The following is a 19,678-nucleotide window of genomic DNA, read 5'->3' as shown; positions in this document are numbered from 1 at the left end:
GCCATAACTTAGTATTAGATCTAATATGATAAAAATAAAAAAAGTTTGGTACGAAATTGAACGCAAAGATGCCGCTATAAGAAGAATAATCAATGTTAGGAACCCTTTCAGAGATGGGGGGGGTATTCTCCAAGAGCTAAATAGGGTATAGCAATGGTTGAGAGCAGCGCGGCCTCAAAAGCGGTATTTTACAGTGCCATGCCGGTCCCGTGATATAATTCGGGTAAAAAGTGGAGTGTGGACAAATGCTTAGACTGGAGAGTGTAGAGAAGAATCAAATAGGCGTTTATGCAGCAGCCTTGATATTAGGTGCAGTAATTGGCTTATTAAGTCCCGCCATAGGCATGTTTGTTGAGCCTGCCATATCATTCCTGATTGCCATTCTTCTTTTCAGCATGTTTTGTCAAATTCCATTCCTTAAGCTGAGGGAGGCTTTATCCAACGGGCGTTTTATAGGAGCTCTATTGCTTGTGAATTTTGTTCTAACACCGGTTCTCGTCTATATTCTAACCTTGGTATTTCCTCAACCGGCTCCCGTTTTACTTGGTGTTTGCCTTGTGCTTCTGACGCCATGCATTGATTATGTTATTGTTTTTACACAGTTAGGGAAAGGGAATGAGCGATTGATTCTTGCATCCACACCGATCCTTTTTGTAGTACAAATCATTATGCTTCCGTTTTACTTGTGGCTTTTCCTTGGCTCGGAAGCAGCAGAAGTGGTCAAGGTCGGCCCATTTGTCGAGGCGTTTATCTTCTTGATCATCGTCCCGTTGCTTCTTGCTGTAGCTGCACAGTTCTGGGCTAAGAAAAGTGCCAAGGGTTCAGAATCGTTGCAATTAACCGCATGGCTCCCAGTACCCTTTATGGCACTCGTTCTTTTTGTAGTCATTGCTTCACAAATCGGGAGGGTGTATGAAGATCTCAACGTTATCATAGCGGTTATTCCCATTTATGTTCTATTCCATATCATGACGCCATTTATTTCACGAGCGACTTCGGCGTTTTTTCGAATCGGACCCAAGGATGGGAGAGCGCTTATATTTAGTGCAGGGACACGGAATTCATTAGTCGTTCTTCCTTTAGCATTTACTCTGCCCGAGGAAATGGCTACGATTGCAGCTGCGGTAATCGTCACGCAAACCGTGATAGAGCTAATTGCCGAGCTTGTCTATATACGTATCGTGCCAAATTTGATTTACCGGGATTGAAAATAAATGACCGCCTGACTGAACAGGAAATCTCGTCGCCGAGTGACACTTGGATCGCTGGCAGAGGCTGGCGGAGGTATTTTTTGTCTATGAGCAGTACATGCGCCCTGACACTTCATGAAATTTTGAATACGTTATATCGTATCGTAAGCAAAGGAGGGAATCTCATGGGCGAAGTTGGATACGGCGGCTATAACTCTGTCGGAGCGATTCTTGTTCTCTTCATCTTGTTGGTCATCATTACTGCTTCTTTCTGGGTATAATTTCGTTTCTTTCGCGTAACAAAAAGCCCTGCCGACTCATGTCGGCAGGGCTTTTTAAATCCTAAAGGGATGAAAGTATCGGTTATGGAGCTCAAAATATAACCATCAGAACCCCGGATACGAGTAGGATCGATCCCAGAACCACCAGAAGAATCCCGCTGGATTTTATATAGTGAATGTAGTCGGAATCAGGCTCCGACCCATACTTTATGTTCCACATTTTATATAAGGACCCCCATGTGGGTTTGCGTATCCTCATGACACCACGAATGATAAGAGCTGCAGCGAACACGATAAGTACGAATCCAGACATATAACCCGTCTCCGATCGGTTAGAATAGAAGTAACACAGATGAAATCACCGCCTTGCCAAACATGACGGCAATCTCCGGGAAAGTTCCATAGTATGCATAATATCAGGGATTCCGGATGAAATGAAGCATGGGTCTGGGCACAAGAGGTCAGCTCAAAACCGTAACCGGGCCATTCGATATAGGCTCCAGCAAACACCGACCGTACCCCATTGGAGTATGTATATATTATACTCGTCCTTGCAGTAGGATCTATAGTTGCTTGCCTAGTAAACGTGGAAGCATGAGTGGAAGGAAGGGACGCGGCCTACTTCGCTGTATTTAGCCACCAGGCTATTGAACAACCTACAAAGGCGGTGAATGATCGTGAAAAAGGTTTGGATTGACGCAGGACATGGCGGAAAGGATGCCGGAGCCACCGGAAACGGGCTGCAGGAAAAGGATATCGTATTAGCGCTGTCCCTGGCCGTGAAGAAACGATTGGAAGCCGATTACGACGGCGTTCAGGTATACCTCTCCCGATCTTCCGACGTGTTTCTGGAATTGGCGGAACGGACCCATAAGGCAAACGCCGCCGGTACCGATATCCTGGTAAGCATCCACTGTAACGCAGGCGGCGGTGCAGGGGGCTTCGAGTCATATCGATATACCTCCGCAAGCCCTGGTTCGGTAAAACTCCAGAATGTTATTCATTCGGAGGTCATGAGCGCGATTACATCCTACGGGGCAAGCGATCGAGGACAGAAGGCGGCTAACCTGCATATGGTCCGTGAATCTAAAATGCCTGCGGTGTTGACCGAGAACCTGTTTATCGATGTGGCAGCGGATGCAGCCAAGCTGAAACGGCAGGACGTGATGGACGCTCTGGCGAGAGGCCATGTAAACGGCATTGCCAAATACCTGGGACTTCAGAAGAAAGAGGGGGGTACTGAGGTGAGCGATAAGGTCAATGTCATTGTAAACGGTAAGCAGATCGAAGATGGCAGGCTGGAGAATGGCGTGACTTATGTACCGCTCCGGGCCATCGGTGAGGCATTAGGCGCCAAAGTGGGATGGGATAACAAGACCAAAACGGCTACGGTGACGACCGAATAGGCCATGGCCCGGGGATTTTTAGAATGACGTGTCTCCCACAAACGAATGGAGCCGCACCCTTGATGCAGATGCACAAGGATGCGTTCATGATGAACAATTTATGTCTCTTTAATCGTAATTTAAGCTGCCCTTAATATTTCGGGCATATGATAGAAGCACCCCTTTTAAATAATATATCAGAAGCCCCTCTAACATCGGTTAGAGGGGCTTCTTTGGTTGCCTTCCCATTGGGGAAAGACCCAAGGTACGGTACTGATGGAATATTTACAAACCCAGCCATTTCGTAATATAAGCGGATACGGCTAATTCCTGAAAATCCTGCCAGCTGCGAAATGGAGTATGCTCAACGATAAACGGGTTAATCGTGCGACCTTGTATGAATTCGTCAAAATCTTCATCGGTGCTTCCCTCGTATCCAGCGGCCTTCAGCAAGTGATCGATGGAAGAAAACTTCGTATGTCTTTGAATAAATGATTCCGAGAACAGTTCTTCCACGGGCACCTCTTGTTTCATGTCCGAGAGCCTTGCGGCATTTTCGCGAATTTCTGATAGCTTCTCTTCATCCAGTCCGTCTAATCCACTGATCCCAGTATTCATTATGCCCACCTCCAAAAAGTTGCACGTCACTCTATTATACATATACGAGTATGCTGAATTATCGGATTCGCTTTTTTTTGAAGCGGGTATTGACTCGCTAGATTTATATAGAAGAAAAAACGGAATTGCAGGAAGGAAAATGAATCATTTCTCTAACTGATGCGATTCTTTAGCACTTTTTAATTCGATTTTATAGATTGGGGAAAATATCAAAAAGTTAAGAAAATAATAGAAAAATAATATATGGTATGATAATGTGGTATATATTACCTACACGGAGGTCAGTAAATGAGAACAAAGTTCGGTTTGATTTTGATGATTTGTGCATTTTTAGTTATTTCGGCATGCGGAAATAATACTACAAGCAGTGACTCTCCACAACAAAATGAGCAAAGTGTGGACGCAGCAGGGGAAACCGTTAAAGAAGAGCCAAGCAAAGAAGCAGCAACAGAACCAGCCAAAGAAGAGCCGAAAGAGGTTTCCAACAAACCTGGAGAAAAGTTTACATTAGGGGATTGGGAAGTTGTGCTTGATTCGTTTGAGTTTGACCAAAAAGTAAGCGCGGATATGTTTTCGTCAAGCGCTGATGAAGGGAATAAGTTCCTTATACTAAATTACACTGTTACGAATAATGGTAAAGAGGCAAAGGACTTCACTTCAATAATTGGCGGCGTTAGTATGAAAGCCATATTTAAAGAGGAATATGAATATAATTACACGGTAACCATGATTGATGGTGATCTGGGAACGGGCAGCATCAAACCTTTGGCTACAAAGTCTGGATTTGTTGTCATAGAAGTACCCGATAGCGTTGCTGACTCTAAAGAAAGCTTGGTAGTCAAGCTTGAAGATAAGGACAAGGCTCAAATCACATTACGTTAACAACGAGATAACGACAGTACTCATAATCAGAACGATCAACGAACGCCCGCTCTGCATCATGGATGCAGAAGCTTAGCGTTCGTTTTTTATTTGTTATTACTTATAGTGGAAGCTTCTTGAGATGGACGAATTCAAAGCTACAGAGTCATAAACGATCATCACATTATAATTATTCTTTACCTAGGAATGATCGGGGTTTTCATGTAGACTGGTAATGATTTACTGCCGGGCATGCCTGTGTTTGGGGAATGACGGTCCGTATATACTTGCTTGCATATGGGGGTGGGCACTGTGCCCAAAAAAGAAAAGGTATCCATGTCATGGCTGCTTCGGTATTTGAAGCCGGTAAAAGGACGGCTGATCCTGCTGCTCGCCATGCTGCTGACGTCGACCGGCTTGCAGCTGCTGAATCCGCAGATTGTCAAACGCTTTATCGACACGGCAGCCGGCGGAGGCGTGATAGCCACGCTGATCCAGCTTGCGGGATTATTCCTGGTAGTGGCTGTGTTTAATCAGCTGATTACCGTAGCTGTCAGTTATCTGGGGAACGATATTTCATGGCGCGCGACGAACCGTCTCCGCGGTGATCTTCTGAAGCATTGCTTGCGGCTGGATATGCGGTTTCATAATGTGAAAACGCCCGGCGAGATGATTGAGCGGATTGACGGAGACGTGACGAATATCTCGAATTTCTTTGCGATGTTCATCGTGCAGGTGATCGGCAGCTTCGTACTGCTTGCCGGCATATTGGGATTCATGTTTACGGTCAATTTGCCCATCGCGATCGTTATGACGGTGTTCACGCTGCTGTCCATTCTGTTCATGGTGTTCATCCGGAATATGGGCGTCAATTCCTCCAAGAACGAACGGGAAGCCAGCGCTTCGCTGTTCGGATTGATTGAGGAACGCATCGCCGGCATCGAGGATGTTCAGGCGAACGGCAACGTGCCGTACGTCATGAACCGGTTTCACCGCTTGATGCGCAGCGTGTTCCTGAAGGGGAGAAAAGCCTGGATGCTCCGCGTCGTACCCTGGAACACCACGGTGATCCTGTTTGCCCTGGCGGTTACCGCAGTCCTGTTACTGGGGGTACGCTATTATTTGATCGATGAAATTACGCTGGGAACCCTGTTCCTGATCTATCAATATACGCAGATGTTAAACGATCCGATCGAGATGCTGGGCGACCAAGTGCAGGAGTTTCAGAAAGCGAAATCCGGCATGCTGCGCTCCAGAGAGCTGCTGTCCAACAAGAGCGAGATCGTGGACGGGGAGCAGGAAGAGCTGCCCGAAGGCGCGCTCGGTTTGGAGTTTGAGGGCGTCAACTTCAGTTACAACGCGGATAAACCGGTATTAAAGGACATTAACTTTGAAGTAAAGCCGGGTGAACGCCTGGGGATCATCGGACGTACCGGCAGCGGGAAGTCGAGTCTCAGCCGCATTCTGCTTCGGCTGTATAACATCGACAGCGGGGTCATCCGCGTCGGAGGCACGGATATCACGAAGCTGAAGCTGCCCGCGCTTTACCGCCGGGTGGGGATGGTTACGCAGGATGTGCAGCTGTTCGACGGCTCGCTACGCGACAACCTGACGCTATTCGATTACGGCGTGTCGGACAAATTCATCCTGGAAACGACGGAGCGTCTCGGGCTTCGGCAGTGGATCGATGCGCAGCCGGAAGGTCTGGATACGCATCTGACCACAGGCGGGGCCTCGTTGTCCGCCGGGGAAGCACAGCTGTTTGCGTTAACCCGGGTATTTTTGACGCAGCCGAGCCTCGTGATTCTGGATGAACCCTCTTCACGCTTGGACGCCGCAACGGAGACCATGCTGCAGGCAGCCGTCGATCAGCTGATGAGCAGCAGTACGGGCATCGTCATCGCGCATCGGCTGGCTACCCTGGAGCAGGTGGATAAAATCATGGTGCTGGGTGACGGGCGAATTCTGGAATTCGGCGCACGGGAAGCACTTGCGTTAGATCCGGCATCGCATTATGCGAGACTGCTGAGTACAGGCAGAGAGGAGGAGCTGGCGTGACCATCACGGGTTTTATAGGGCGGCTGTTTCGATTCAAGCCCTCATTATTTTTAATCAATGGTTTGTTGTGGTGCATCTTTCATTCGCTGCCGTTATTGATCGGGCTCGGAATGCAGTGGTTTTTCGACCGGGCCACATCGAATTCAACGGATTATGTATGGCTGGCCGTTCCTTTGATTTTTATTGCCGTTGTAAGGGTTACGCGGGTGGGGACGTTCTTTGCGGCTTTCTATCAATGGGTAACGTATATTTATCATATCCAGGCTATCTTGCGCACCAACATGCTGGCGGGGATCATGCGCTGGCCGGGACGGAATTTGCCGGCTTCTCCAGGGGAGGCGATGAGCCGCTTCCGCGATGACGTGGATGAAGTTGTGGAATACGTGGAGTCCTGGGTGGATTTTTGGGGACGCCTTGTTTTTGCGCTCGTATCCGTTGTCATCATGGCAAGCATTAACTGGAAAATCATGCTGGTGGCCGTGCTGCCGCTCGTAGTGGTCACGCTGCTGAACAATTTATCCGGCAACCGCGCGCGGCGTTACGGCCTGAAGAACCGGGAAGCTACGGGGCGAATCACCAGCTTCATTGCCGAAACCTTCGGCGCGGTCCAAGCCTTGAAGCTCGGGCAGGCCGAGGATCATGTCCATGAACGCTTCACGAAGCTGAATGAGGACCGCCGGCAGGCGGCGCTGAAGGATAATCTGTTCAAACAATGGATGCGGTCCCTGAACCAGCATGTGCTGAGCATTTGTACGGGGCTGATCCTGTTGATGTGCGCAACCGAGATGCAGGCCGGGCATTTCACCGTCGGGGATTTTGCGTTGTTTACGACGTACCTGGCCAATATCGGGTTCAGCATTTCCTTGTTCGGATATATGGTGTTCCAGCACAAACGGCTGAAGGTTTCCTTTGACCGTATGCGCTCGCTGTTCCGCCCCGGCGAGGAGGACCGGATTATTGAAGCGAGGGAAACGTATCTGAACGAAGATCCTCCGGAACTGCCTCTCATTCGAAGGGAGCCGGGGGAGAAGCTCAAGGAGCTGGAGGTAAAGAATTTATCCTATCATTATCCGAATTCGGAGAATGGGATATCGAATATCAACCTCCGCCTGGAGCGCGGCAAGTTTCTGGTGGTGACCGGCCGAATCGGGGCCGGGAAATCGACGCTTGTCCGGACCCTGCTGGGGCTGCTGCCCAAGCAGGCGGGCACGATTCGCTGGAACGGGGAAGAAGTCGATCCGGCTACCTTCCTGATGCCCCCTCGGGCGGCTTATACCCCGCAGGTTCCAAGGCTGTTCAGCGATCCTTTGAGAGAGAACATCGTGCAAGGGAAGAAAGAGCGGGCCGAGGAAGCGCTGGAACGGGCCGTTCGGCTGGCCGTCATGGAGAAGGACATCGAGAATCTGGATCAAGGGCTGGAGACGTTTGTCGGCCCGAGAGGCGTCATGCTGTCGGGGGGACAGATCCAGCGCGCGGCCACGGCGCGCATGCTGATGACCGGCGCGGATCTGTACATCTTCGACGATCTGTCCAGCGCGCTGGACGTGGAGACGGAGCAGCTGGTATGGGAGGGAATGTTCAAGGAGCGTGACGTCACCTGCATTGCGGTATCGCACCGCAGGGCGGCCCTGTCCAAGGCCGATCATATCATCGTCATGAAGGATGGACGGATCGAAGCGGAGGGGAGCTTGGGCGAGCTGCTCGCCACGAGCGAAGAGATGCAGCTGTTATGGCAGGGTCAGTCCACGACCGAGACCGAGGCCGCGGTAGCGGATGAAGCCGAGGTTAGCAAAGCATAACATTTAATGTGGTTTGGAATTGGGGATATTTGAACAGGTTTAAGAGCAAGGCAGCTTCCGTTGGTGAGGAGGCTGCCTTGTTTTGTATAATAATGGGTGGGATATACTGGCATTATATCGGTCATATAAGGGAGAGTTCTGCATGAAGAATCGCAAGTTCTTGATCACTTTCGGTCATAACCTGGACCATAGCAACATGGATGATCTGGTGTCTGATCGCCTTTCCCGTCATAAGGGCCGGATTCAGAAGGATTACTTCGATCCGGTGCTGCGCAAAGGGGCTGCGTTTATTCTAAACTATCAGATCATCGACACGAATGCGGACAGAGTCTCGCAGCGGTATTACTTGGATGACTACCACATAACAGAGGCCCAGCTGCAAGGCTTTCTGTACTCACTGAACAAGCTGAAGGGCACGCATGTGTTGTGCAATCCCAGGAAGCAGGGACATCACTGGACCGTCATCGACGAAATCGAGTACAGCTGTTATGCCTATCAGACATTGGACGGAAGGGATCTTCGTTTTATAGAATACCAAAACGATACCAGGGCGGATGCCGTCATGAAGAAGGGGATACCCCGGATTCCCGAGCATCAGCACTACCTTGCCTTCCCAACGGACTGCAGTCAGGAAGAGAAGGATCGGCGGTTGACCGACTGGATCTGCGGGATCATTGAAGCGGCAGGCAATGACCTTTAGTTTCAACGCCACTTCAAAGAATATCTTCACGTATTCCCCCCACCCGGGAATACGCGATTGGCGCTTCGTCTGCCCATCCATGAACCTATCACGAATTCCATCGGCAGATTCTATTATTTTGCCTGCGGGAATAAGGATATAAGTACAAGCCGATACATAGGCTCTAGGAATAGGATGTAGAAAATGAATGGAAAGGGTGGGTTTGTCATGGAATGGAGCGTCATTTTTCAACTGATCGATCCGCGGCTGTTCATGGTCGTTGCCGCTTGTTGGGTGATCGGATACGTGCTGAAGCAAACGCCTAAGGTTCCGAATTGGAGCATCGTATATGTGGTTATGGTCGTATCCATCCTGTTGACAACCGGCTTGATCGGCTGGAGCGTGGAGAATATCATCCAAGGCATCCTTGCGGGGGCGTTCGCCGTATTCGGGCATCAGGCCGTTAAACAAACGGCAGAGGCGATTGCGACCAGAAAGAAGTAAGAACGGCTGCAATGGGTCCCAGGATCATTTTGGTCTAAACCGAACGTTACCTTGTAGCCTGCGTCTCCCGCCTGTTATCCTATAGTTCATGAGATCATGAGAGGGAGCGTGAAAGACTTGCAAAGGAAAACGTTGACCGTTGAGGCGCTGCCTGGGTTTGAGCCGGAGATCGGCCGCTGGATATGGGGACTCGAGGAGGTGCGGCGGACGATATTGAAACGGCTGGCCGGGATCCGATATGAGCATTTGAATCATAAGGCGGCCGGCCGGCAATCCATCGGTTCACTGCTATACCATATTGCCTTAATCGAAGCGGACTGGCTGTACGCCGAGGTGCTTGAATCCGATTGGGACCCGAAAATAAAGGCATGTTTCCCCTGGGATCACCGTACGGAGGATAACCGTCTTTCCGAAGTGCCGGATCAGCCGCTCGCTGAGCATCTCCACCGTATGGACATGGTTCGTCAGGAACTGGTTGCCCATTTCCGAGGCATGGACCTTTCGGACTGGAGAAGGCCCAGACAACTGGAGCCTTACGATGTGACGCCCGAATGGGTCATCTATCATCTGATTGAGCATGAGTCCCATCACAGGGGACAGATATTTCAGCTGTTAAGGGAATTGGAGCAAGCGTGAGCATCGTCCCGACGCTGGGAAGCTTCGGCTTCTTCCCGGAGCCGCGCATCGCGGCATTTTAAGCGAATGTGCCGTATTTTTATAACCACGCAGGGCAGGGAGCATTCCTTGCTCTTTTTGCGCATATCCTGCAACGATTCATTCCGCCATACGTATTAAGCCAGATAGAATGCGTTCGGAGGGGATACGATGAATAACGAATTTTACGTGGGATGGGGAACGCTGGCACTGATCAATGCCGGGCTGGCCCAAGGAAAGAACAGAACGGGCTTAAACTGGTTTCTGCTGTCGCTGTTGTTAGGCCCGCTCGCAACCTTGTTTCTTGTCTTGTCAGCTAAAAGGTGAACTTGGCAAAAAAGATAAATCGGGCAATAAAAAGAGCCGCCTCCCGGCAAGGGAAGCGGCTCTTATCTTATTTTACATCCGCTGAAACATCGCGGTATCACGGCTGTAGTGCGTCAAATAACCTGTTTCTTCGTTGCGGATGCGGACGACATCCGGCGTGTAGCATTCAATGTAACCTCGCTCGATCTCCACGTATACGCTTGCGGGGTCTTCCTCCCACACGGAAACCAGCGTTTCCGACAGCGCGGCAGCGAAAAAATGGATGTCTTGCGATAGGTACCGGCTATTGCGGTCTATATTCATTTCATTTCCCCTTGATGATTAGAATCGGATAAAATGCGGTCTACTAACTCGTTCATTCCCTTCCAGGAGTCCTTCAGAATAAATTCATGCTGAATATGCGCATTCCATGGGCGCGGAATCAGGATGGTCTGTTTTCCGGCTTTTCTCGCAGCAATCGCATTATGGGGACCATCGTCAATCAGAAGGTCAAACTCCACCAAATCCTTGCGCTTGGCCACGAAAAAATTCTCGAACGGAATAAAAGGCATATGCCTCTGCAGCCATCTCCATTTCTCGGGCACCGAGGATGGGCGGGCTGCGGTAACGACAATGACATCATAATCATGTGTCATTCTGTGAACCTCGTCAATCGTATATTCGTCAAATAGCTCGAGCTCTTCATACAAGCCGGGCTTTCCGAAGAAAAATTCTTCCGAGCATTCAGGATGCCAGATTTGGTGCAGGTTGTAATCGGTAATCTGATCGAGCGTAAGCTGGGGATCCTTGTACTGCAAATTGTGATAATGGATGGCTTTGGGAATCAGATGGCAGATCGTATCATCCATATCGATGGCGACTATTTTTTTGCTCATATCGTCATTACTCTCCTGTAATCATGAAATCTTCGAAAGATGATGTTCCGTAAATTGTAATGGACAGGATGCATATTGGCAAACCGAAATCAAAAATGGAAGGATGTTGCATTTCTTTCCCCTGACTCATTATAAACTAAGTATACCATTAATAGGCCAGCAACCCTTCTGATATTTTCCCGGCGCGGGTTCGACCGGAATCATAGCAGCTTTTCTTCATTATGACAGTACATGTCATGAATGCCCTTTTATAATAGGAGCACTACAGGGCACAAAGGAGGAACGGCCATGCCGCAAGAATATATCCGCATTCGCGGTGCCAGGGAGAATAATCTAAAGAATGTTTCGCTCCAAATTCCAAAACGAAAAATCACCGTCTTTACCGGCGTATCCGGCTCGGGCAAATCGTCCATCGTGTTTGATACCATCAGTTCCGAGGCCCAGCGATTGCTGAACGAGACGTTCACCGCTTTTGTCCGGAATCGGCTTCCCCGGCATAGCCGCCCGGACGTGGACTCGCTCGAGAATTTGTCGACCGCCATCGTCATCGACCAGAAGCGGCTGGGAGGGAACTCGCGTTCTACGCTCGGCACGATCACCGATCTGTACGCCGTTCTTCGACTGCTGTTTTCGAGGGTGGGGCAGCCATTCGTGGGTTACTCCAATGCGTTTTCTTTTAACGATCCGCAGGGCATGTGCCCCGAATGCCAGGGAATCGGGAAGAAGGTGGAGCTGGATCTGACAAAGCTGCTGGATACGACCAAATCCTTGAATGAGGGAGCGGTCCGGTTTCCGATTTTCTCGGTGGACAGCTGGTATATGAAGAACTACACCATGTCCGGTTTCTTTGATAACGACAAGAAGCTGGCCGATTATTCCGAAGCGGAACGGGATCTCTTCCTGTACGGCAAGGAGGGAAAAGTGACGTTCCCGTCCAAAGGCGGACCGGTGCAGTCCGACTTCGAAGGCCTCGTGCTGAAGTTCAACCGGCTGTATATTCAGCGAGACAGCAGCGAATTGTCCGAACGAACCTTCAATCACGTGAAAAATTTCATTACGCACGGCACATGCCCGTTATGCGAGGGGACACGGCTCAGCCAAGCTGCGTTAAGCTGCAGGATCAACAGATTCAACATCGCCGAGTGTGCGGCCATGGAGATCGGGGATCTAAGAGCGTTCATCCTGAATATCAAGGAGCCGATCGCTGCCGGCATGGTAGCCAGCTTAGCGGAGCGGCTGCAGCATTTGATGGATATGGGACTGGATTACCTGACGCTGAACCGGGAGACGACCACGCTCTCCGGAGGCGAGTCGCAGCGGGTCAAGATGGTCCGGCATCTGGGCAGCAGCCTGACGGACATGATGTATGTTTTTGATGAGCCGAGCGTGGGCTTGCATCCGCGGGATGTTCACCGTCTGAACGGCATGCTGAGGAAGCTTCGCGACAAGGGCAACACCGTGCTGGTCGTGGAGCATGACCGTGACGTGATTGAAATTGCCGACCATGTGGTGGATGTGGGGCCCAATGCCGGTACCCGGGGAGGGGAAATTGTCTTCGAAGGGACGGTCGAGCAGCTGTGCGACCAAGCTTCCACCTTAACAGGGCAGTATATGAAGCGGTGGATGCCGATGAAGGAACAGTTTCGCGTACCTACAGGGCATATGCGCATTGCCAATGCGAATCATCATAACCTGAACCATGTGACGGTGGATATCCCGGTAGGCGTATTGACCGTGGTCACGGGCGTAGCGGGATCAGGAAAGAGCTCGCTCATTCACCATGCCTTTCTGTCCCAGCATCCCGAGGCTGTTGTCATCGATCAATCCGCTGTCAGCGCCTCGATCCGTTCCAATCCTGCCACCTACACAGGGATCATGGATGACATCCGGAGTATGTTCGCCAAGGCGAACGATCAGAGTCCATCCCTGTTCAGCTTCAATTCCAAAGGGGCCTGCCCCGACTGCCACGGGCTCGGTTTCATCTATACGGACCTGGCTTTCATGGAAGGCATCAAGTCGCCGTGCGATACCTGTGACGGCAGACGTTTCAAGGATGATGTGCTTCAGTACAAGCTCCAGGGAAAAATGATCACCGAGGTGCTGGACATGACGGTGCTGCAGGCGCTGGGTTTTTTCGAGAAAAAAGAAATCAGGCGGCGGCTGGAAGCATTGCATGACGTGGGCCTGCACTATCTGACCCTCGGACAGCCGCTGAGCACCCTGTCCGGGGGGGAAAGCCAGCGCATCAAGCTGGCCAGCGAGCTGCACAAGCAGGGGCAGATTTACGTCATGGATGAGCCGACGACGGGGCTGCATATGTCGGATGTCGGGCATCTGCTGGACATGATGAATCGGCTCGTCGATAACGGCAGCTCGGTGATCGTGATCGAGCACAATCTGGACGTGATTCGTCAGGCGGACTGGATCATCGATCTTGGGCCCGAAGGCGGCAGCAGGGGAGGGAGGGTCATGTTCGAAGGAACGCCCGCCGAACTGATCGCGGCGGAACACTCCCTGACCGGTAAATACGTGAGAGGATAGACTTAGAATGGCTGTGCCGCATATCCCCGCGGCATGGCCATTCTATGGTTACCAGGCTTATATGATCGTTTAAACGGCAATACTGTATGCTGCCACAGACTGCGGCTTAGGCAGTAGTCGGTTCATAAGAATGTATAAACGACTAATGTCCGTATACCGCGATGGGCAGCATTTTGATTGTAAACGGGGGATCAGGCAATGCGGAAAGCATGGTGGAAAGAAGCCGTTGCGTATGAGATCTATCCGCGCAGTTTCATGGATTCGAATGAAGACGGCATCGGGGATCTGCAAGGAGTGATATCCCGTCTGGATTATTTGAAGGATCTCGGGATTGACGTCATATGGGTATGCCCTATCTATCGATCCTCCAATAACGACAACGGCTATGATATCAGCGATTATCAGGATATTATGACGGAATTCGGCTCGATGGCCGACTTCGACCGGCTGCTGGCCGAAATTCATAAGCGCGGCATGCGCCTTATCATGGATCTGGTGCTTAATCATACCTCGGATGAACACCCGTGGTTTATGGAAGCCCGCTCCTCCCGAACGAATCCGAAGCGGGATTATTACATCTGGCGGGACCCGAGGGATGGGGCCGAGCCGAACAATTGGGAATCGGTGTTCACCGGTTCCGCTTGGGAGTACGACGAGTTAACGGGTCAATATTATCTCCATCTCTATTCAAAAAAGCAGCCTGATCTAAATATGGAGAATCCGGCGGTCCGGGAAGAGCTGGTGCGGATGATCCGCTGGTGGCTGGATAAAGGGATCGACGGCTTTCGCGTGGACGCGATCACCCATATTAAGAAGCTGCCGGGTTTGCCCGACATGCCGAATCCAAACAACCTTCGATATGTCGATTCAAATCCCGGTCACCGGAATATCGCGGGAATCCATGAATTTCTTCAGCAATTCAAACGCGAAGCGTTCGCCGATTATGACATTATGACGGTGGGCGAAGCCAGCGGCATTCCGATCGCCGAAGCAGACCGCTGGATCGGGGAGGAGAACGGGGCGCTGAACATGATTTTTCAATTTGAGCACGTCAATCTCGACTTCGGACTCGAAGGGCGCTGGGATTACGCCGTCTGGGACTTGGCCGAATTGAAGCAGATCATGCATAAATGGCAGACGGGCCTGGAAGGGACAGGCTGGAACGCTCTCTATATGGAGAACCATGATCAGCCGCGCTCCGTATCCCGTTTTGGCGATCCGGTCCACTATCATAAGGAATCGGCCAAGATGCTGGCTACTTTTTTTATGCTGATGCAAGGGACGCCGTTCATTTACCAGGGGCAGGAAATCGGGATGACGAATGTCGAGTTTCCGGAGCTGAGCGATTATCGGGACGTGGAGATCTACAATTATTATCGCGAGCGGCTGTTGGACGGAAAAGACGTGTCCGAGACGATGCGCAGAATCGCGTACCGGGCCAGGGACAATGCAAGAACGCCGATGCAGTGGGATGACACGCTTTATGGCGGTTTCTCATCCGTCGTGCCGTGGATTCGGTCCAATCCGAATTATCATGAGATCAACGTGGAGCATCAGCTGGCCGATCCGGATTCCATTCTGAATTACTATAAGGCCTTGATCCGTCTGCGCAAGTCCACCGAGGTGCTGATCTACGGAAAATACGAAGCCGTGCTGGAGGAGCATCCGGAAATCTTCGCCTATTCCAGGACATTAGGGAACGAGGTATATCTGATCGTATTGAACTTTTACGGCAGGACGCCGGATTTTCAGTTTCCCGCGGAATGGAGCGGCCGTCATCCGGAAGTGGTGCTCTCCAATTACGCGCGGTCGGACCGGAGTTTCGGCCCATTCACCTTAAACCCTTATGAAGCGATAGTTTATCGTGTGAACTAAGTGGGTAAGCATAACGTTCTTACGGCCGGAGAGCTGCATCCGGAGCTGACGGTACATCGAACTTGAATCATGTGATCATCAAAAAAGCACCGCTCCCACACTTGTCGGAGCGGTGCTTCTATCATGTTACCGGTTAGTCCGGGCGCTCATTGCTCATCCAGCTGTCGATGCGAAGATCATCGCCGTAGGTCTCGCGCGACGAAATCTCGCTGAGCTTCTGCTCGGCAGCCTCGCGGGTATCGAATCCGCCGATGACCGCGATGAAGTCCCCTCCGGCCGCCTTAATGAAGGTCACGTCGTCTTCCAAGTAAATCTCTTCAAGAATGGCAAGGGATTCCCCTTGCGGCATCGTCTCACTGCGGATATAGAAGACTTCGCGCGGCGTTACCGGCTCGCCGGTCGAAGTAAGCTTCAGCTCCAAATAGCCGGGATCTTTATATTCCGATACGGAATGCTTCACGCCGTCCTTCAGCTCAACGACAAAACGCATGGCCGAATCGTCCAGAATCACATTTTCATAAACATCCTTCACCAGCGGAAGCGCCAGCATGTCTTTCTTGATGGTATCATAGTCAAAATTTCGAACCCCGTTAAACGTGAAAATAAGGCGGTTCGGGGCATCTCTATGGTCGACGGTATAGGCAGGCACGCTGGAAACGGACTCGCCCTCCTGATCAAAATGAATCTTGAATACATCCTCGGAAGCTTCCGTTCCTACGGTCACGCCGTCGGTCCGCTCGCCGCCGCTCCCGAATTGCAGCACCTGAACGATACTGCCCACCACGGGTACTTTGGATAAGGCATTGGCTACCGTTGGGATATTGACCACGAAGAGCAGGGCAGCGGCCGCTGCAACAACGGAAGAATACCTCATCATGCGTTTGGATCGTTTACGGGTGGCCGCCTTTTTCTGCGCAGCATCTATAACGCTTGTTAACTGAGCGGGAATTTCAATGTGTTCGTAGCGTTCTTTTCCAGTCATAGGCTATCGACCTCTCCCTCGATTAAATAAGATTTCAATTTTCCGATAATGCGATAAAACCTGGTCTTGACGGTGTTCTCGGATAATGACAGCACATCCGCCATTTCCCTAAAGCGCAGGTCCTCAAAAAACTTCAAAATGATGTAGGTTTTCTCCTCCGGCGGCAGTTTGTCCAGCGCATCGTACAGATCCATTTTCTCCTCCAGCGGGACCGCATGCTCTGCAGCCGCGTAGTCCTGAGCCTGGTCTTCCATATAGGTAAACCGCTTCTTGCGACCGAGATGGTCGATGGCAGCGTTAATGACGATCCGGGTCATCCAAGAATCAAAATACTGCGGCTCGTTCATCCGTTCATAAGCGAGGTATCCCTTATAGGTCGCTTCCGAGACGATGTCGAGTGCCTCCTGCTCGTTTTTGACATAGCAATAGGCCACCCGGTATAACTTGTTCTTGCATTTCTCGATATGTTCGCTGAACTGTTGTTGCTTCGATTCTTTCGCTCTCAGTTCACTCACTCCTAACTACTAGCACTAGTATACATGTCATGGCACGAATTCGTTGATCTGTTCATTCATTGGCCGGATGGATGGGATCAACTCAAGTACTTGAGTGCGCTTGACTGATCGTTAGACCGTGGAGAGGGCCAAATAGTTTTAGCCTGGGATAAAAAATAGGCGAATGGAGGGATATACCAGGCCGATTACGCCGTATATGCGAATCCAAAGCTGAAATGAGAAGGGATTGAAAAATACCGAGCAGCTTAACAGAAGACATGAAGGATGTTACTATATGAGTCATATGAAATGACGGAGGCCAGAACATGTAGGTTTTTCTACCCAACCCGCACAACTAAATACAGAATTGGGGTAGAAAGATGAAACGGAAATCCTTTCGATATCTCTGGATAGGCCAGGCGCTCGCCAATAGCGGCGATTTATTTTACATTGTCGGCCTGATGGCTATGATCCATGGGATTACGGGATCCGCCATGTTGATGGCCATGATCCCTTTCGTTACGACGACGGCCCGGTTTATAAGCGGGAGCTTTGCACCCGTTTTAATGGACAAGTACAGCCTCAAGACGCTGCTTGTTTCGTCTCAGATCGGAAAAACGGCCGTGTTGTTCCTGTTGATGGTAACCTGCTATGCACTGGGAGCGCAGGAGGCGACGGTTTATGCGATTCTCGGATTCGTATTTCTCATCTCCTTGCTCGATGGCTGGGCTGCACCTGCCAGCCATGCCATGCTGCCTCGTCTGGTGGATGCCGCCGAGTTAACGAAAGCGAACAGCTTTGTTGCCATCGTGGATCAGATGATCCAACTGGGAGGCTGGGCCGTTGGGGGACTGCTGGTCGCAGTCCTGGGCGGAAGCAGCGTGATAGGACTGACCTTTGCGCTGTCCCTGGCAGCGGCAGTCTTCATGAAACTTATAGAGGATCGGCATGAAGCCGCCCCGGAACCGAAAGAGAAGACGCGCGTTTCGAAAGGGCGCTCCATTCAAGAAGGCTGGACACTCATTTGGAAGCAGCCTTCCCTGCGGGCGATTCATGTGATTTATGTATTGGAGACGATGGCAGGCGTGATCTGGATTGCAGCGATCATCTACGTGTACGTGGCCGATGCGCTGCACAGGGAGGAGGCGTGGTGGGGATATATCAACGCAAGCTTTTTCCTGGGACTCATGCTGGGCGGACTGTTCGGAATGAGAGGCGGGGGGCTGATCGACCGCAATATTCGCAAGTTCGTCATCTGCTCTTCCTTCGGCATCAGTCTGATGACGCTCGGTTTTGGATTGACCTCGGTGCCTTGGCTGGCCCTTATGTTCTCGGCAGGCTTTGGCGTTTTTGAACAGCTGAAATCCGTCTCGCTGCAGACCACTCTGCAGCGAAGCGTATCCGTTCATCTGTTGCCGAAAGTGTACGCGGCTCAAAACGCGATGGTTTCGCTGGTATTTGGCCTGTCCACGCTGCTGTTCGGGTTCATCACCGACGAATACGGCGTCCGGACTACGTATATCATTGCAGCTGCGGTATTGTTCATCTCGGGCTGTTATGCTGCAATCATACGAACGAGATGGCCGGAGGCAGGGGAGAGCGCAGCACAGGGGGAGGGACGCGCGGTTTAATCTGCATATAGGTTCATCCTCCTGCCGGACTTGATGACTGCAAAGTTCATACATGCAGGCGATTTCAAAATAAAAAAGGCGAGCTTGAAGCTCGTCTTTTTTATTTTTGAATACTACTGGAACTCACGTTATGAACAGGCGTTTCATCCCTATCCTTATGCAAGACTTTAATTTCGTGAGCTGTATTTGAACAATCCACGCCTTTTCCTGCGGAAACATAGGCTGGCTAAGCATACGATTCCTTAGAATGACGATAGCATGAATAACGTGTAAGCGGCTCTCCTATCGCTATAGGAGAGCCGCTTTTGGGCTTGATATTCTGGTTACAGTGAAGGGCCAAGGGCAATCCAGGACACGAAGCCGTAGGAAATACTGCAATTCGGCTGGCGGATCACTTCCAGAACTGCTGCATCCTCGCGCTGGGATTTCAGTGAAATCTGGAAGCCGGGGTTGTTGCTCATCCCCACGATAACATAGTTAATACCGGCATAAGGTTCGTCGAATTGGACGGTCACCTCGGTCTGAGTGTCGGCCCCTGTCAATACAAAGGGGGTCATTCCGAATTGCTGAAGTTTCGGCTTCCCGCTTGAGCTGCGCACCGGCGTGAAGGCCAGATGCTGTGCAGTGACTGCTGATTCAGCCAATTGCTGGCCGGTAACAGCCCCGTCGGAAATATGAACGCTAGTGACAGCCGATTTGCCTAATTTGTCGCCGTCAATGCTGCCGTCAGCAAGTGTAAAGGTATCAAAAGCGTCCGGTCTAAGATGTCTTCTCTCGATGGTCCCCTCAGCGATTTGGCTTCCTGTAACAGAACCCTCGGTCAAGGTGAAGTTATCAAAGGCATCCGGTCCAAGGTGCCGGCTCTCGATGGATCCTTCTGCAATCTGGGAGCCGTTCAAAGATCCCTCGGCCACGTTCGCGCCA

The 19,678-nt window shown here is 51.0% G+C and carries 19 protein-coding genes; 13 read left to right on the top strand and 6 right to left on the bottom strand.

What is annotated here, in order from left to right:
• The first annotated feature begins 245 nt into the window (after nucleotides 1-245).
• From HMPREF9412_RS12125 to HMPREF9412_RS12115, 3 genes are all read left to right on the top strand, one after another.
• The gene (locus tag HMPREF9412_RS12125) at nucleotides 246-1,208 is read left to right on the top strand and encodes an arsenic resistance protein (protein WP_009591814.1); all 963 of its coding nucleotides are present in this window, start codon (nucleotides 246-248) and stop codon (nucleotides 1,206-1,208) included.
• A gap of 167 nt (nucleotides 1,209-1,375) precedes the next feature.
• Nucleotides 1,376-1,471 (top strand): hypothetical protein, encoded by a 96-nt coding sequence (locus HMPREF9412_RS33095; RefSeq protein WP_012818867.1) that lies wholly within the window; start codon nucleotides 1,376-1,378, stop codon nucleotides 1,469-1,471.
• A 677-nt stretch (nucleotides 1,472-2,148) separates the two neighbouring features.
• Nucleotides 2,149-2,877, top strand: a complete 729-nt coding sequence (locus HMPREF9412_RS12115) for an N-acetylmuramoyl-L-alanine amidase (protein WP_050802815.1) — start codon at nucleotides 2,149-2,151, stop codon at nucleotides 2,875-2,877.
• Between the two features lie 264 nt (nucleotides 2,878-3,141).
• On the opposite strand, the gene HMPREF9412_RS12110 is transcribed toward HMPREF9412_RS12115, so the two are convergent.
• Nucleotides 3,142-3,474 (bottom strand): hypothetical protein, encoded by a 333-nt coding sequence (locus HMPREF9412_RS12110; RefSeq protein WP_009591801.1) that lies wholly within the window; start codon nucleotides 3,472-3,474, stop codon nucleotides 3,142-3,144.
• 288 nt (nucleotides 3,475-3,762) lie between these two features.
• Here HMPREF9412_RS12110 and HMPREF9412_RS12105 point away from each other — a divergent pair, with 288 nt between their 5' ends.
• The 7 genes from HMPREF9412_RS12105 (at nucleotide 3,763) to HMPREF9412_RS32890 (ending at nucleotide 10,356) form a co-directional block, all read left to right on the top strand.
• Complete coding sequence (locus tag HMPREF9412_RS12105) at nucleotides 3,763-4,356, top strand: DUF4352 domain-containing protein (protein ID WP_036672012.1); 594 nt, start codon at nucleotides 3,763-3,765, stop codon at nucleotides 4,354-4,356.
• Between the two features lie 291 nt (nucleotides 4,357-4,647).
• Entirely contained in the window at nucleotides 4,648-6,393 is a 1,746-nt protein-coding gene (locus tag HMPREF9412_RS12100; protein WP_009591808.1) for an ABC transporter ATP-binding protein, read from the top strand.
• Nucleotides 6,390-8,192 carry an ABC transporter ATP-binding protein gene (locus tag HMPREF9412_RS12095; protein ID WP_009591819.1) on the top strand — a complete coding sequence of 601 codons (1,803 nt, stop codon included), beginning with the start codon at nucleotides 6,390-6,392 and terminating at the stop codon, nucleotides 8,190-8,192. The genes HMPREF9412_RS12100 and HMPREF9412_RS12095 overlap by 4 nt, the downstream gene beginning before the upstream one ends.
• A gap of 142 nt (nucleotides 8,193-8,334) precedes the next feature.
• Complete coding sequence (locus HMPREF9412_RS12090; protein ID WP_009591803.1) at nucleotides 8,335-8,892, top strand: hypothetical protein; 558 nt, start codon at nucleotides 8,335-8,337, stop codon at nucleotides 8,890-8,892.
• A 183-nt stretch (nucleotides 8,893-9,075) separates the two neighbouring features.
• A complete protein-coding gene (locus HMPREF9412_RS12085) occupies nucleotides 9,076-9,375 on the top strand; it encodes a phage holin family protein (protein WP_009591821.1) in 300 nt (99 codons plus the stop codon).
• Between the two features lie 108 nt (nucleotides 9,376-9,483).
• Complete coding sequence (locus tag HMPREF9412_RS12080) at nucleotides 9,484-10,011, top strand: DinB family protein (protein WP_254664037.1); 528 nt, start codon at nucleotides 9,484-9,486, stop codon at nucleotides 10,009-10,011.
• Between the two features lie 189 nt (nucleotides 10,012-10,200).
• Nucleotides 10,201-10,356: a hypothetical protein gene (locus HMPREF9412_RS32890; protein WP_006208027.1), complete on the top strand. Its 156-nt coding sequence runs from the start codon at nucleotides 10,201-10,203 to the stop codon at nucleotides 10,354-10,356.
• Nucleotides 10,357-10,428: 72 nt separating this feature from the next.
• On the opposite strand, the gene HMPREF9412_RS12075 is transcribed toward HMPREF9412_RS32890, so the two are convergent.
• Nucleotides 10,429-10,659: a hypothetical protein gene (locus tag HMPREF9412_RS12075; protein WP_009591802.1), complete on the bottom strand. Its 231-nt coding sequence runs from the start codon at nucleotides 10,657-10,659 to the stop codon at nucleotides 10,429-10,431.
• Nucleotides 10,656-11,231, bottom strand: a complete 576-nt coding sequence (locus HMPREF9412_RS12070) for a 5' nucleotidase, NT5C type (RefSeq protein WP_009591823.1) — start codon at nucleotides 11,229-11,231, stop codon at nucleotides 10,656-10,658. Before HMPREF9412_RS12070 ends, HMPREF9412_RS12075 begins: the two co-directional genes overlap by 4 nt.
• A gap of 288 nt (nucleotides 11,232-11,519) precedes the next feature.
• Between HMPREF9412_RS12070 and HMPREF9412_RS12065 the strand changes: the two genes are divergently transcribed.
• Both HMPREF9412_RS12065 and HMPREF9412_RS12060 read left to right on the top strand, forming a co-directional pair.
• Nucleotides 11,520-13,772, top strand: a complete 2,253-nt coding sequence (locus HMPREF9412_RS12065; protein ID WP_009591825.1) for an ATP-binding cassette domain-containing protein — start codon at nucleotides 11,520-11,522, stop codon at nucleotides 13,770-13,772.
• A 198-nt stretch (nucleotides 13,773-13,970) separates the two neighbouring features.
• Nucleotides 13,971-15,647: a glycoside hydrolase family 13 protein gene (locus HMPREF9412_RS12060; protein WP_009591811.1), complete on the top strand. Its 1,677-nt coding sequence runs from the start codon at nucleotides 13,971-13,973 to the stop codon at nucleotides 15,645-15,647.
• Between the two features lie 133 nt (nucleotides 15,648-15,780).
• Here the strand turns inward: HMPREF9412_RS12060 and HMPREF9412_RS12055 are convergent, their stop codons facing one another.
• Together HMPREF9412_RS12055 and HMPREF9412_RS12050 are read right to left on the bottom strand one after the other, a co-directional pair.
• Entirely contained in the window at nucleotides 15,781-16,629 is an 849-nt protein-coding gene (locus tag HMPREF9412_RS12055) for a hypothetical protein (protein WP_009591804.1), read from the bottom strand.
• A complete protein-coding gene (locus tag HMPREF9412_RS12050; protein WP_009591816.1) occupies nucleotides 16,626-17,144 on the bottom strand; it encodes a sigma-70 family RNA polymerase sigma factor in 519 nt (172 codons plus the stop codon). The genes HMPREF9412_RS12055 and HMPREF9412_RS12050 overlap by 4 nt, the downstream gene beginning before the upstream one ends.
• Nucleotides 17,145-17,503: 359 nt before the next feature.
• Between HMPREF9412_RS12050 and HMPREF9412_RS12045 the strand changes: the two genes are divergently transcribed.
• Nucleotides 17,504-18,754 carry an MFS transporter gene (locus tag HMPREF9412_RS12045; protein ID WP_009591794.1) on the top strand — a complete coding sequence of 417 codons (1,251 nt, stop codon included), beginning with the start codon at nucleotides 17,504-17,506 and terminating at the stop codon, nucleotides 18,752-18,754.
• Nucleotides 18,755-19,077: 323 nt separating this feature from the next.
• On the opposite strand, the gene HMPREF9412_RS12040 is transcribed toward HMPREF9412_RS12045, so the two are convergent.
• Nucleotides 19,078-19,678: WIAG-tail domain (locus HMPREF9412_RS12040; protein ID WP_036672008.1), on the bottom strand; the 601-nt coding region annotated here is incomplete at its 5' end.

Source organism: Paenibacillus sp. HGF5 (assembly GCF_000204455.1).
Classification (GTDB): domain Bacteria; phylum Bacillota; class Bacilli; order Paenibacillales; family Paenibacillaceae; genus Paenibacillus_AQ; species Paenibacillus_AQ lautus_A.
The sequence above is the reverse complement of the archived record's forward strand: the minus strand, read 5'-3'. Positions and strand labels throughout refer to the sequence as shown.